Annotated in this window: 13 protein-coding genes and 1 pseudogene; 7 read left to right on the forward strand and 7 right to left on the reverse strand. The window is 69.1% G+C overall.

Features of this window, described 5'->3' with window-relative positions:
- Window positions 1-4: 4 nt before the first annotated feature.
- From Tfont_RS06105 to Tfont_RS06130, 6 genes are read right to left on the reverse strand one after another with little or no spacing between them, the layout of a single operon-like run.
- Window positions 5-1,066 (reverse strand): nucleotidyltransferase family protein, encoded by a 1,062-nt coding sequence (locus Tfont_RS06105; protein ID WP_143968770.1) that lies wholly within the window; start codon window positions 1,064-1,066, stop codon window positions 5-7.
- On the reverse strand, window positions 1,063-1,710 hold the full coding sequence (locus Tfont_RS06110) for an acetyltransferase (protein WP_143968771.1): 648 nt from the start codon (window positions 1,708-1,710) through the stop codon (window positions 1,063-1,065). Before Tfont_RS06110 ends, Tfont_RS06105 begins: the two co-directional genes overlap by 4 nt.
- A complete protein-coding gene (neuB, locus tag Tfont_RS06115) occupies window positions 1,703-2,800 on the reverse strand; it encodes an N-acetylneuraminate synthase (RefSeq protein WP_143968772.1) in 1,098 nt (365 codons plus the stop codon). Before neuB ends, Tfont_RS06110 begins: the two co-directional genes overlap by 8 nt.
- A complete protein-coding gene (neuC, locus tag Tfont_RS06120; RefSeq protein WP_143968773.1) occupies window positions 2,793-3,968 on the reverse strand; it encodes a UDP-N-acetylglucosamine 2-epimerase in 1,176 nt (391 codons plus the stop codon). The genes neuB and neuC overlap by 8 nt, the downstream gene beginning before the upstream one ends.
- 4 nt (window positions 3,969-3,972) lie before the next feature.
- The gene (locus tag Tfont_RS06125) at window positions 3,973-5,133 is read right to left on the reverse strand and encodes a LegC family aminotransferase (RefSeq protein WP_143968774.1); all 1,161 of its coding nucleotides are present in this window, start codon (window positions 5,131-5,133) and stop codon (window positions 3,973-3,975) included.
- Window positions 5,126-6,142 (reverse strand): NAD-dependent 4,6-dehydratase LegB, encoded by a 1,017-nt coding sequence (locus Tfont_RS06130; RefSeq protein WP_143968775.1) that lies wholly within the window; start codon window positions 6,140-6,142, stop codon window positions 5,126-5,128. The genes Tfont_RS06125 and Tfont_RS06130 overlap by 8 nt, the downstream gene beginning before the upstream one ends.
- Window positions 6,143-6,217: 75 nt before the next feature.
- Here Tfont_RS06130 and Tfont_RS06135 point away from each other — a divergent pair, with 75 nt between their 5' ends.
- The 3 genes from Tfont_RS06135 (at window position 6,218) to Tfont_RS06145 (ending at window position 9,694) form a co-directional block, all read left to right on the forward strand.
- On the forward strand, window positions 6,218-8,779 hold the full coding sequence (locus Tfont_RS06135) for a motility associated factor glycosyltransferase family protein (RefSeq protein WP_143968776.1): 2,562 nt from the start codon (window positions 6,218-6,220) through the stop codon (window positions 8,777-8,779).
- 167 nt (window positions 8,780-8,946) lie between these two features.
- Window positions 8,947-9,342 (forward strand): flagellar export chaperone FliS, encoded by a 396-nt coding sequence (fliS, locus tag Tfont_RS06140; RefSeq protein WP_185974482.1) that lies wholly within the window; start codon window positions 8,947-8,949, stop codon window positions 9,340-9,342.
- A gap of 13 nt (window positions 9,343-9,355) precedes the next feature.
- Window positions 9,356-9,694: a flagellar protein FliT gene (locus Tfont_RS06145; protein WP_260682292.1), complete on the forward strand. Its 339-nt coding sequence runs from the start codon at window positions 9,356-9,358 to the stop codon at window positions 9,692-9,694.
- 24 nt (window positions 9,695-9,718) lie between these two features.
- On the opposite strand, the gene fliE is transcribed toward Tfont_RS06145, so the two are convergent.
- Complete coding sequence (fliE, locus tag Tfont_RS06150) at window positions 9,719-10,084, reverse strand: flagellar hook-basal body complex protein FliE (protein ID WP_143968778.1); 366 nt, start codon at window positions 10,082-10,084, stop codon at window positions 9,719-9,721.
- A gap of 136 nt (window positions 10,085-10,220) precedes the next feature.
- On the opposite strand from fliE, the gene fliF reads away from it, so the two are divergent.
- From fliF to Tfont_RS06170, 4 genes and pseudogenes are all read left to right on the forward strand, one after another.
- Entirely contained in the window at window positions 10,221-11,963 is a 1,743-nt protein-coding gene (gene fliF, locus Tfont_RS06155) for a flagellar basal-body MS-ring/collar protein FliF (protein ID WP_143968779.1), read from the forward strand.
- A 27-nt stretch (window positions 11,964-11,990) separates the two neighbouring features.
- On the forward strand, window positions 11,991-12,992 hold the full coding sequence (gene fliG, locus Tfont_RS06160; RefSeq protein ID WP_143968780.1) for a flagellar motor switch protein FliG: 1,002 nt from the start codon (window positions 11,991-11,993) through the stop codon (window positions 12,990-12,992).
- On the forward strand, window positions 12,979-13,683 hold the full coding sequence (locus Tfont_RS06165) for a FliH/SctL family protein (protein ID WP_143968781.1): 705 nt from the start codon (window positions 12,979-12,981) through the stop codon (window positions 13,681-13,683). Before fliG ends, Tfont_RS06165 begins: the two co-directional genes overlap by 14 nt.
- A pseudogene (locus Tfont_RS06170) lies at window positions 13,676-13,992 on the forward strand (hypothetical protein); the annotation flags it as partial. The gene Tfont_RS06165 and the pseudogene Tfont_RS06170, both read left to right, overlap by 8 nt.

Genomic DNA, 13,992 nt, shown 5'->3' on the forward strand with positions numbered 1-13,992 from the left:
TGCGTCAGCCACGTTCGATCACCCGCAGCGCGTCGCGCTGCGCGAGTTCGAAGTCCCCCGGGCGACCGATGTCCAGCCAGTACTCGTGCACCGGGAACATGCGCACCTCCCGGCCGGCCTCGATCTGGCGCTTCAGCAAGTCGGGCATGTCCAGGCGGACGTGCGGCTCCACCGCATGCACCACCTGCGGCGCCAGCACGTAGATGCCGGCGGCGACGAAGAAGTGGTGCACCGGCTTTTCGATGATGTTGGTGACGCGCTGCTCGTCGTGCTCGATCACGCCGTACGGCACCTGAAAGTCGTACTGGCGGGTGCAGACGGTGGCCGCCGGGGTGTGGCGGTCGTGATCCTGCAGCAGGGCCTCGTAGTTGATGCGCGTCATGATGTCGCCGTTGACGACGATCAGCGGGCGCTGCACGGCTTCCTTCGGCAACAGCCCCAGCGCCCCGGCGGTGCCCAGCGGTGTCTCCTCGTGCACATACTGGATCGTCACGCCCCAGCGGCTGCCATCCTGAAAGTGCTGGATGACCTTCTCGCGCAGGTAGTGCACGGAGATGTAGAAACGGTAGAAACCGTAGTCGACCAGATCCTGCAGGATGTGCTCCAGCATCGGCCGCCCGCCCACGGGCAACATCGGCTTGGGGCAATCGTCGGTCAGCGGCCGCAGGCGCGTCCCGAACCCCCCGGCCATCAGGAACACCGGGTTTTCCAGCCGCGGGCGCTTGAGCAGGTCGGTCAAGGTCTCCAGCCCGACCAGCATGCCGTCCTCGCCCACGATCGGCACCTGCAGCACCTGCGCGCTGCCCAGCAGGCGCAGCGCCTCCTCTCGCCCATAGCCCGGCCGCAGCACGCGCGGCTGCGGGTTCATCACCTCCGCCACGGGCGCGTCCAGGCTCAGGTGGCGCAGGATGCCGCGGCGCACGTCGCCGTCGGTGACGGTGCCCAGCAGCCGCCCGGCCTCGTCCACAACCAGCGCGATGCGCTTGGCACCGCGGTCGATTACCTCGATGGCGCGCCGGATGGTGTCGTCGCGCCGCAAAAGCAGGTCCTGCCAGTCACCGATCATGCCTCGTCCTCCACCGCCTTGAGCGGCTGCCCCGAAATGTAGCGGCACCGCGGCGGCACGTCCCGCCGCACGACAGCCCCGGCGGCTACTTCGGCGCCTTCGCCAACGGTCACGCCGGGCAGCACCACCGCCCCGGCGCCGATGAAGGCCCGCGCTCCGACCTGCACGTCACCGCACAGGATCGCGCCGGGAGCGACGTGCGCCCCCTCGCCGATCGCGCAGTCGTGATCCACCCGCGCGCCGGTGTTGAGCAGCACCCCGGCGCCGAGACGCACCCCCGGCTGCACGATCGCGCCGGCCATGACCTGCACCGCCCCGGCCACCTCGGCGGCCTGCGACACCACCGCCGCCGGATGCACCAGCGCCGGCATCCGCAGCCCCAGCCCCCGGAGCCGCTCGAAAACCGCCTGCCGGCGCGACCGGCGACCGGGTACCAGGCCGACACCGATCGCAAACAGGCACGCGCGTGCCTGCGGCTGCTCCAGCCAGGCATCATCGCCGAGCACCGGCAGGCCGTGCCAGTCCGCGCCGGCGGGCCGCCCAGGCATCAACACCCCGAGAACCGGTCGGCCAAGGCTGCGCAGCACGTCCAGCACCACCCGCGCATGCCCGCCTCCGCCGAGGATGACGAACGGATCACTCATCCAGCAGATCTCCGGCGGCGTAGTCGCGCGACGCCACCCGCCCGATCACGTCCCAGTACGCCATCGGCGGCATGCCGGTGCCGGGCCGCATCACCGCGACGTCCTCCGCGCCGAGCACATGCCCGGCGCGGATCGCCCGACGGGCGACCAGGCTCTTGCGCGCCACCGCCGCCGTGGCCAGCTCGGCGGGCTGCGGCCGCTTGATGCCATCCCCCAGCGCCGCCGAGACCGTGCGCACACCGGCCACCAGACGCGCCAGCTCCGGCGGTTCCAGCGACGCCGCATGGTCCGGGCCCGGCAGCGTGCGATCCAGCGTGAAGTGCTTCTCGAGCACGCGGGCGCCACGCGCGACGGCGGCCAGCGCCACCTCGATGCCGAGCGTGTGGTCCGAGTACCCCACCGGCAGGCCGAAGGCGGCCGCCATGGCGTCCATCGCGCGCAGGTTGACCGCCTCGGCTGCGGCCGGGTAGTCGCTGGTGCAGTGCAGCAGGGTCACCCCACGACGCAGCGTCGCCTGACCTTCAGGCGACGCGTAGGCGGCCCGGAACGCGGCCGGGCCCGGCCGCTCCTGCGCGCCGGCGATGCGCCCGAAAGCGATCACGCCGAGCGCCTGCTCGACCTCCGCCAGCGTCGCCATGCCGGTGGAGACGATCAGCTCGGCCCCGCTGCGCGCGTGCTGCAGCAGAAACGGCGCGTTGGTCAGTTCGCCGGACGGAATCTTCAGCAGCGTGAGACCAAGCTCGTCGACCAGCAGGCGCAGGCTCGGCTCGTCGAACGCCGTGGACAGAAACCGCAGCCCGCGCTGCTCGGCATGCGCCTTCAGTTCCCGGTGCAGCGCCGCCGGCAGCTCCAGCCGGCGCAACATGGCCTGCTGGGACTCCCCGGCCCCGGTGGTGCGCTGCTGGTAGGCGGCCTTCGGCGCATCGGCGGTGACTAGGCTGTCGGCCCGGAAGGTCTGGAACTTGACCACGTCCGCCCCCGCCTGCGCGGCCACCTCGACGAGCCGGAACGCCCAGTCGGGACGACCATTGTGGTTGACGCCGGCCTCGGCGATCACCAGCACCGGCTCCGGAGCCTTCACTTCATCCATCGGTCACTCCCGGCAGGTCATGAAAGGGCTTGCGCAGCAGAGCTCGCGGATCGACCTCGCGCAACACCCGCAGGATACGGGCCGCGACGTGCCCGTCGCCATAGGGGTTGCGCACCTCGCGCAGCGTCGCGCGGAAGGCCGGGTCGAGGGCCCGCCGGATCGCCGCCTCGATGTCGGACCGGCGCGGCGCGCAGTCGATCACGCTGGCCGCACGCAGCCGGCCGCGCTGGCGGTCGCCGATGTTGACGGTGGCGCAACCGGCGCTGGGCGCCTCGATGATGCCGCTGGAAGAGTTGCCAACCACCGCCTGCACGTGGCGCAGCAGCGACAGGTAGCGTTGCTGGCCGAGCGAGGCGAACAGACGACAGCGCTGCGAATGACGAGCCACGTACTCCTCCAGGAGCGGGATGATGGCCGCCCCGCCCGGATCGGCATTCGGCATCGTAAAGACGATGTGCGCCTGACCGAACGAATCCAGCGCCGCCAGCAGCTCGCGGCACTGGTCGGCCGGACTGCCCTCGTCCAGCGTCGCAGGATGGAAGGTCACGAGCAACGTCGGCTCACCGAGTTCGAAGTCGAGCGCGTGCTCCAGCTCGCTGCACGACAGCAGGGGCGTGCGTACCCAGTGCTCCAGCCCCGGCGCCCCGACGTTGTGGACCCGCTCGGGCGGCTCCCCCATCTGGATCACCCGGCGGCGGTACGGCTCGGCCGCGGTAAAGTGCAGCGCCGCGAGCTTGGTGATGGCATGCCGGTAGCCGTCATCCAGCGCGCCTTCGGTGATCTCCCCGCCGTGCAGGTGCGCGATCGGCAGGCGCAAGGTGAAGGCGGCACAGGCCGCAGCCAGCGCCTCGAAGCGATCCCCGAGGATCACGACCCAGTCCGGCTGCAGGCGGGCGAACGCATCGGCCAGCCCGGCCGTGCCGGACCCGATCGCCCGCGCCACCGACAGCGGGGCGTCATCTTCCAGCCCCAGATCGACCGTGGCCGCGATGGGGAAGCCATCGCGCTCGATCACCTCCACCGTGCGGCCGAAACGCGCCATCAGGTGCATGCCGGTGACGACCAGCTGCAGCTCGAAGTCCGGCGCCTCGTGCAGGTCGTGAATGAGCCAGTACAGCAGGCCGTAGTCCGCCCGGGTGCCGGTGACGACGGCGATGCGGCGCGCCACGCGTTCACTCCCCAAGTCCAGGCAGTGGCGAGCTCGGCACGTTGACCACGCTGTCGGCCAGCCGATCGGTCAACTCCAGCGCGTCGCGCCGGCAGCGCGCGTACATCGGCAGGCGATGCATCGGGGTCCACAGCGGCCGCGTCATCACCCCGACCGCGTTGGTGGCCTGCAGGAAAGCGTCGCGCGCGGCCACATCAGGCAGCCGCAGCGCGTTGAGCCAGTAGTTGCTGCGCGCGCCGGCCGGCTCTGGCAAGAAGTGCCAGCCGTAACGCTGCGCCGCGTGCGCGTAGGCCGCGGCCACCTCGCGCTTGCTGGCCAGCAACGCCGGCAGACGCTCCATCTGCGCCACGCCGAAGGCGGCGTTCAGGTTCGGCAGGCGGTAGTTGTAACCCACCTCGTCATGCTCGAAGGCCCAGGCGTGCGGCCGCTTGGCGGTCGTCGTCAGGTGCCGGGCCCGCCGGGCCAAGGCCTCGTCATCGGTGACGATCATGCCGCCGCCACCCGTCGTGATGACCTTGTTGCCGTTGAAGCTGAACACCCCCAGGCGGCCGAAGGTGCCCGCATGGCGGCCGTGGCGCATGCTGCCGAGCGCCTCGGCCGCGTCCTCCACCAGCGCCAGCCCCCATTCGGCGCAGATTTCGGCGATGGCCTCCATGCGCGCGGGGTGACCAAGCGTGTGCATCGGCACGCAGGCGCGCACGGCACGGCCGCTGGCCCGCTCCACGCAGGCGCCGTGCCGGACGGTGGCATGCTGGCGCAGCCACGCCTGCAGCGCCCGCGGATCCATGCCGAGCGTCTCCTCCTCCACGTCGACGAACACCGGCTCCGCCCCGCAGTAGGAGATCGCGTTGGCGGTGGCGACGAACGTCAGCGCCTGGGTCACCACCAGGTCACCGGGCTGGACACCCGCGACCCGCAGCGCCACGTGAAGCGCGGCGGTGCCGTTGACGGTGGCCACGGCATGACGCGCCCCCACGAAAGCCGCCACCGCCTCCTCGAACCGGTTCACGAACGCCCCGACGCTGGAGACGTACGTCGAGTCGATGGCCTCGGCCACCAGTGCCTTCTCGAACGCCCCCATGACCGGGGCATGCAGGGGAACGACGCCCTGCGGCTGGCCGTACAGCCCGCGCACGAAGCGGATGAAGGCGTCGACGTCAGACATTGTATCGATGCGGCTTGTAACGCTGCAGGTTGGCCGGATCGGTGAACCACGCGATCGTGCGCCGCAGCCCCTCGCGCAGATCGACGCGGGGACGATAACCGGTCAGTCGCTCGATCTTGCGGTTGTCGCACCACAGGCGAAACACCTCGGACTGCGGCGGGCGCAGGCGTTCGTCCTCCTGCTGCACTTCGACGTCGGCGCCCATTAGCTCCAGGATCAGCCGGACCGTATCGCCGATGGAAATCTCGTAATTGGAGCCGATGTTGACCACTTCGCCGACCGCCGCGTCGCACTGCGCCAGCGCCAGCAGGCCACGGCAGGTGTCTTCCACGTAGTTGAAATCGCGCGTCGGGCGCAGATCGCCGAGCTTGAGGACACGGCTGCCGGCGGCCACCTGGCTGATGATCGTCGGGATCACGGCGCGGGCCGACTGCCGCGGCCCGTAGGTGTTGAACGGCCGCGCCACCGTCACCGGCAGCCCGAAGCTGCTGAGGAAGCTCAGCGCGATGGCATCGGCGCCGACCTTGGAGGCGCTGTAGGGCGACTGCGGCTGCAACGGGTGCGCCTCGTCGATCGGCACGTAGCGCGCGGTACCGTACACCTCGCTGGTGGAGGTGTGCACGAGGCGGCGCACGCCGGCGGCCCGCGCCGCCTGGCAGACGTTGAGCGTGCCGCGCACGTTGGTCTCGACGTAGCTGTCGGGGGCCGCGTACGAGTACGGGATCGCGATCAGCGCGGCGAGATGGAACACCACGTCCACCCCCTGCATGATCTGGTGGCAGAAATGCGGGTCCCGGATGTCCCCGCTCACCACCTCCACCTGCGGCAGACACGGCAGGCCCTCCAGCCACCCCCAGTGATTGAAGCTGTTGTACTGCGCCAGCGCCCGCACCCGGCAGCCCTGCGCCACCAGCAGCTCCACGAGGTGCGAACCGATGAAGCCATCGGCCCCCGTCACCAGACAAAGCCCCGTGAGAGGGGTCGATGCATCGGTTTGTCCTTGGTCCATCGAGCTGTTCCACGCACCGCAGTGCTTTGCACACACTAAGATGCTATCGCACCTGGCCCACGGGAAATCTGCGAAATGTCCGCTCAAACCCTGTCTGCAATCTCGAACGACAGTGCCCCTTCATCTCAAGCAGCTCCCCTGCAGTGGCGGGTCAACCGGTTTGGCGAGCAGACGCTGGAGGCCGTCAACGGCGTAACGTTCGACAAACTGGGAGTGACGCCAACGCTGGAAGAAGCATTCCGCGGCGAGCTTCGTTCCGAGGATACGCTGTACATCGTCGCTGGCAGCGACTCGGGCCATTTGATCCGCCACGTTCTGCGGGAGGCCGCGCCCGCGGGCACCCGCTACCTGTTCGTCGAACCGCCGCAGGTGCACGCCGCGCTGCGCGCCGTGGGATTGCTCGACGCCCTGCCACCCCACGTTCGCTGCGCGACGACCGACGACTGGATGGAGGCCGCCAGCGACCTGCGCCTGGCGGACTACCTGTTCATCGACCGGGTCGAAGTGGTGTTTTCCCTAGCTGCACGATCCGCCGAGGCCCCGGATCACACGCAGCTCGGCTGGACGCTGCGCGAAGCCGTGGCCTCGCTGCATTGGCGAACGGTCGGGCTGCGAGGCAACGAGACGTTCATCGCATGCCAACTGGCCAACGCGGTGGATAACGTACAACCCGCGGGCATCTGGCGGGGCCGACTCAAAGGCCGAACAGGCGTGCTGCTGGCGGGGGGACCGTCGCTGGACACGGCGCTCGACTGGGTACGGCAACACCGGGAACGTTTGGTCGTTCTGGCCGTCTCGCGCATCAGCCGTCGGCTGCTGCAAGTGGGGCTTGAGCCGGATTTCGTGTTTTCGGTGGACCCCACCGAGATGAGTTACGAAATCAGCCGGGACATGCTGCGTTTCGGACCCGCGGTGGTCTTCGTGCATCAGTACCACGTCAATCCCCGGTTGCTGGCCCAATGGCCACACTCCAGCTACTACCTCGGATCGCTGCTGCCCTGGTCGTCCCCGCTGAATCCCCCTGAACCGCTGCACGGCGTTGGCCCCACCGTGACCAACACGGCCTTGCAGTTTGCGGGAGAACTGGGCTTGAACCGTGTGATCCTGGCCGGGGTCGATTTGTGTTTCACCCCAGAGGGCTATACCCACGCCGAAGGCAGCAATGAGCGCAAGGCCGGGCCGCGCTTCGACTTGACCAACCTGGAAGTGGAAACGAATGACGGCCGTCGGGCCAGCACGACGGCCGATTTCGCGGCCGCTATCGATACGCTGGCGCAGCAGGCGCGCCAACTGCGCGACCGGGGTATTCGACTTGTCAATCCCTCCCCAGGTGCGGCTCGGGTCGAGGCGGTCGATTATGTCCCTTGGGTCGAACTCGGCTTGGATGATGCGGAACGCGGCGAAACGATTCCGCCGCCTGACCCCCAGGCGTTCACCAACGGCCAACGCCTGCGACATACGGAGCGTGTAGCCCGCGACATGCAGCGACGGATCGACGAACTGGGACAACTGGAAGACCGGCTGCGCCACGCACGCAAGGTCACCGACAAGCTGTTCGCGGAAGATGGCACCATCCGCAACCGAAACCTGCGTCTGCGCCTGGAACGTTTTGAAGCGGAACTGGACGCCGAACACCCCGATCTGTCGCGGCTGATCAAGCAATGCAGCCTGCACGCGCTGCTTCGCGGCATGAAGGCGGTGCGTGACGTCGAAACGCTCGACGCGCGCGAGGCACAAGACGCCCTGCGGGGCTATTACGACGCATTCCTGGACGGCGCACGCCGCCTGCGCGGCTGGATCGAACACGCCATGGTCAAGATCCGACGGCGGCGCCATGAGTACGCCGGGTCTTGGTCACTGAACCAATTGGGGGTGGAGTGGGCCAAGCATGGCGAACCCGGCCGGATCCAGGGCTGGCTCGTTCGAAATGGCCCGTTGCCGGCCGACACACCCATGCCCCTGCGCTCGGTGATCGAGGGCTTGCAGCAGGCGCTCCAGCGGGACCTGGACGCCACCGACGGGGCACACCTGCGTCGAGCCCGCTCCCATGGCGACCTGCGCGCCGCGCGCGTGCGGCTGGAGCAATTGTTTGTACAGCACAACGCCGACGGGGTACGCAACACGCTGGCCGGGCTGAATCGCGTGCAGGATGCCAAAGCCGCTGCGCCCTACATCGCTCTCGCACGGGGTTTGCTGGCCGAGTTGGAGGGCCGCCCCGATGAGGCGCTTGGGCACTACGACCGTGTGCTGCAAGCCCCCGATCGGACGCTGTGGAAACTGGCGCTGGTGCGTATCGCGAACTGGGCCCTGGAACACGGCGAAGCCACCATGGCTGAGCAGGCATTGCAGTGCTTGGCCGACCTGCAGCCGGGGTACCGCATGCAATACGGTGATTTCCTGGCAGCCACAGGCCATATCGATCGGGCGATCGATGTGTACGAGCGCCACCTGACCGAACATCCCTCGGACAAGGATGCGATGGTGCGGCTGGCACGCCTCATGGTCAATGCGGGTGCCCACGAGGCTGCGCGAATGATGGCCGACCATCTGACGCGGCTGCCCGGCGGGGAGGCGTTGGCAGCCTCGATCCACCGCTGGGCGGACGCCAGCCTATGCCCGCCCGGCGGAAAGACGTAGCTGTTTGCGGTTGCTGCCCCGGCATCGACCGCAGACTGCGCTACAGTGACAACGATACCACCGGTCAGGCGCTGTTCGCACGATCACGGACGGGCGCCGGGGCTCAAGCGAGGTGACAGATGGCCGATAACACAGGCAAAGACCAACCCCTGACACGGAGCGACACGATGTACACCTCCCCCGCGACCCGCAGCGTCAACGCCTACACCCAGCAAGCGGCCGCCAGCCGCGTGGCGGCTGCGAGCCCGCACGAGCTGATCGCCATGCTGTTCGACGCGGTGGACGAGCAGATCGCGCTGGCCATGGCCGCAACCGAAGCCCGGCAGACCGAGCAGCGCGGGCGCGCGGTCAACAAAGCGATCCGCCTGGTGGACGAGGGGCTGCGCGGAGGCATCGACCTCGAGAAAGGTGGCGAGCTGGCCCAGCGGCTGGACGCCCTGTACCAGTACTGCACCGCGCGGCTGGCCGAGGCCCACGCCAAGCGCGACCGCGCGATGTTCGAAGAAGTGCGCCAGCACCTGCGTGGCGTAGCCGACGCCTGGAACCAGATCCGTCCCCAGTGAAGCCGAGTCAGGCATGACAAACGACCGAAAGACGGCGATCATGGACACCCCGGAGATGAACGTGCTGGACTACTACCGCGCGCTGGAGCAGGCCAGCGAACACATGCTGCAGGCCGCCGAGTCGGACGATTGGGACCGTGTGGTCGAGCTCGAAGGCGCCTGCGCCGTGCTGATCGAGCGGTTGCGCGAAGTGGGCAGCACCGCGCAGCTCAGCCCGACCGAGCGGGCCGAGAAGCACCGCATCATGCTGGCGATCCTGAAGCACGACGCCCGCATCCGCGCCCTGGCCGAGCCGTGGCTGGACCTGTGGGAAGCAACCCCGCCGGGCAGCCGCTCGACCCTGCTGCACTGAACGGGCAGCGCGGCCGCTTGGGGCTTACACCTGCATGTTCATGACGTCGGTGTAAGCCTGCATCATGCGGTTGCGCACATGCAACGCGGCCTGAAAGCCGATCTGCGCCTTCTGCATCGCGACCATCGTTTCTTCCAGACTGACGTTGCGGTTGCCCATTTGCACTTGGTTTTGCAACTCGCTGGCGCGGTTTTGGGCCGCGCTGACATCTTGGAGTGCGGTGCGCAGCGCGTCGCCAAACCCGCGCGCCGGCGCTGCCGCCGTAGGGGCAGACGGTTGGGCCGCGCCCGCGGCGGCCTGAGCGGCCAGCGCTTTTTGGGCCGCGCGCAAGGCGGCGGCTTGGGCGGGGCTCATCGAAGCGGTATTCATGGGGAGCAGGCGCAGGTCCATGGCGGCTCCGATCGGGTGGATAACGATGGCGCCGATGGTAGCGGCGCATCGCCCGCCGACTTAAGCGCAAAGAGGCCGATAAAAACCCGGGTGTTCGGGCTTTAGCGCGCGGGGACGGGTTTTGATAATCCGTGCCATGGCTACTTCCACCGCTGTCGCCGAACTGGACCCCGCCCTGCCCGCCCCGACGGGCCAGCCCTCGCCGCTGGTTGCCGGCTGGCAACGCCTGAGCACGGGACGCAAGTTGTCGCTGGGCGCGGGCGTGGTCGCGATGATCGCCGTGCTGGCCGCGGCGTTTTATATGGCCAACCGCCCGGACTACCGCGTGCTGTACGCCAACCTGTCGGACAAGGACGGCGGGGCGGTGCTGGCCCAACTGTCGCAAATGAACGTGCCGTACAAGCACGCCGACGGCGGCAAGGCCATCCTGGTGCCGGCCGACCGCGTCAACGACCTGCGCATGAAGCTGGCCAGCCAGGGGCTGCCCAAGGGCGCCGTGACGGGGTTCGAGCTGATGGACCAGACACGCCTGGGTATGACGCAGTTCCAGGAGCGGGTCAACTTCCAGCGCAGCCTGGAGGGCGAGCTCACCCGCACGATTCTGTCGATCAACTCGGTCGCCGATGCGCGCGTGCATTTGGCGCTGCCCAACCAGAACGGGTTCTTCCGCGAGCAGCAAAAGCCCTCGGCCAGCGTGGTGCTGACGCTGCACCCGGGCCGCACGCTGGACCGCACCCAGGTCGCGGGCATCGTGCACCTGGTGGCCAGCTCCGTGCCGGAGATGGACCCCAAGGCGGTCAGCGTGATCGACCAGCACGGCACCCTGCTGTCGCAACGGGCCGAGGGCGATGGCGGCATCGATTCGCGCCAACTGGAATATGTGCGCATGCTGGAGCAGATGTACACCCAGCGGGTGCTGGACCTGCTGGAGCCGGTCGTCGGGCGCGACAATGTGCGCGCCACCGTGACGGCGGACGTGGACTTCTCGATCACCGAGCGCACGAGCGAACAGCACCGGCCCAACCAGGGCACCGAACCGGCGGCGGTGCGCAGCTCGCAGACCGTGGAGGAAAACGGGCCTGGCACACCGCAGCCCAACGGAGTGCCCGGGGCCGTCTCCAACGTCGCCCCGACCGGGACGACCGCGCCCATCAACGGGGCTGCGCCGCCGGTGGGCGTCGTGGGCAATGGCAACGTCGCCGGCACCACGGCGGAAGGGCCGCGCCGGCGCGAGCAGGTGGTCAATTACGAGGTGGACAAGACCATCTCGGTCACCCGGGGCGCGACGGGGACGGTGCGCCGGCTGAGCGCGGCCGTGGTGATCAACCACCTGCCCAGCCCGGACGCCAAAAAAGGCCCGGCCGCCGCCGCCCTGCCGCCCGAGCGGCTGGAGCAGATCCAGGCCCTGGTGCGCGAGGCAATCGGCTACAACGGCGAGCGCGGCGACTCGGTCAACGTGGTCAACGCACCGTTCAACCAGCCGCGGGTGGAGCCGGTGGAAATCCCCTGGTATCAAAACCCCGACACCCAGGCTTGGCTGCGCAGCCTGGCCGGCCCCCTGGGTATGCTGGCACTGGGTCTGATCCTCTTCCTGGGCATGGTCCGTCCGGCGCTGAAGATGATGCAGGCCCCGCCAGCCGGCAATGCGGGCGCGGGGGCGAATGCGGCGGGCACAGCCGCCCTGCCCGGCCCGGGCAGCCAGCTCGAAGCCGTGGTGGGCGAGGTGGTGGAACGCCCCAGCCTGCCCCAACCGGTGCACAATGAGCCCACCCCTGAAGAGCTGCGGCTGGCCGACGCGCGCCGGCTGGCGAAAGAAAATCCGGTCGCCGTGGCCAACATCATCAAGGGCTGGATCAGCGGCGAAGGGGCCACCGCCTGAGCCAGCCGGCAACGGGTTTGAGCGCACATGGCTGATACGGACGACGGATTGCAGGAAGCGGCCATCTTCCTCATGTCGCTGGGCGAGGAGGAGGCCGCCGAGGTCTTCAAGCACTTTTCGCCCAAGGAGGTGCAGCGCTTGGGCGAGGCGATCGCACGCATGCGCGCCGTGCCCAAAGAGAAGGTCGAATCGGTCATCGAGCGCTTCACGCGCGAAGCCCAGTCGCAAAGCCTGCTGGTGTCGGACACGGACAACTATGTGCGCTCGGTGCTCAAACGCGCGCTGGGCGACGACAAGGCGGCGCTGCTGATCGACCGCATCCTGCAGGGCGGCGACGTCTCCGGCATCGAGAGCCTGAAGTGGATGGACCCGATCTCGGTCGCCGAACTGCTGCGCAACGAGCATCCGCAGATCCTGGCCGCCATCCTGGTGCACCTCGACCAGGACCATGCCGCCAACATCCTCAAGCACTTCACCGAGCGCACGCGCAACGAGGTGATGCTGCGCATCGCGACGCTCGAGGGCATCCAGCCCACGGCGCTCAAGGACCTCAACGAGGCGCTCTACCAGGTGCTGGCCGGTGGCGACAAGATCCGCAAGAGCTCGCTGGGCGGCGTCAAGACCGCCGCCGAGATCATCAACCTGCTGGGCACGAGCCTGGAGGCCAGCGTCATCGACGCCATCCGCGAGCAGGACCCGGATCTGGCGCAAAAGATCATGGACAAGATGTTCACCTTCGAGGACCTGCTCAAACTGGACAACAAGTCGCTGCAGATGGTGCTCAAGGAGGTGTCGTCGGACGCGCTGGTGGTCGCCCTCAAGGGCGCCTCGCAGGAGCTGCGCGACAAAATTCTGTCCAACATGTCCAGCCGCGCGGCCGAGGCGCTCAAGGAAGATCTGGAGTCGCGCGGGCCGGTGCGGCTGTCGGAGGTGGAGGCGCAGCAGAAGGAAATCCTCAAGATCGTGCGCCGTCTGGCCGACGAGGGCCAGATCGTGCTGGGTGGAGGCGGCGACGATGCCTTCGTCTAACCGCGGGGGCCACCCCTACCAGCGCTTCATCCCGCGCGAGGAGGTGCAGGCCGTCTCGTCCTGGACGTTCGAGCCCGTGGACGATGCCGCCCGGCGCGCCGCCCGCCAAGCGCAGGAGGAGCCCGCCGTCACCGCCGAGCAGCTCGAGGAGGTCCGCGCCCAGGCGTTTGCGCAAGGTTTCGAGCAGGGCCGCCAGACAGGCGCGCAGGAGGCGCGCGAGGCCCTGACCGAACCGCTGCGCCAGCAGGCGGAGGAACACGCGCAGCGCTTTGCTGCCCTGCTGGCCACCGCGCAAGCCCAGCTGGATGCGGTGCAGCGCACGCTGGCCGACCAGGTGCTGCTGCTGGCCTGCGACATTGCGCGCCAAGTGGTGCGGCGGGAGCTGGCCCAACCGCTGGAGCCCGTGCGCGCCGTGGTCGACGAGGCGCTGTCGCTGTTGACCAACGACGCGCGGCCCGCGGTGCTGCGACTCCACCCCGACGATGCCCAGCGGCTGGAGCCGCTGATGGCCGACGCCCTGGCCCGCCAGCGCGTCACCCTGGTGCCGGACGCGCGGGTGTCCGCGGGTGGCTGCGTGCTCGAGACGGCCCAGGGCTCGGTGGACGCGACCGTCGAGCGCCGCTGGGCCCGAGCGGTGGGCAACCTGGGGCTGGACCTGTCGTGGGCAAGTGAGGGTGCCGACCATGGCTGAACCGTCCACCTGGGAGCAGTTTTTGGCCGCCGCGCGGCAGGCCGCCCAGCAGCCGACGCCGCTGGAGGCCAGCGGCCGGCTGACGCGGCTGGCCGGTCTGGTGCTGGAGGCGCAGGGCATCCGCACGCCGGTCGGCTCGCAGTGCATCATCGACCCCAACCCCGATCCGCTCGCCCCCCCCACCGCGACGGAGGCGGCCGTCCTGGCCGAAGTCGTGGGCTTTTCGGGCGACCGGGCGTTTTTGATGCCGGCCAGCGAAGTCATGGGCCTGGCCCCGGGCGCCCGTGTGCGGCCGCTGCCCCCCTACCG

The organism is Tepidimonas fonticaldi (genome assembly GCF_007556755.1).
GTDB classification, from domain to species: Bacteria; Pseudomonadota; Gammaproteobacteria; order Burkholderiales; family Burkholderiaceae_C; genus Tepidimonas; species Tepidimonas fonticaldi.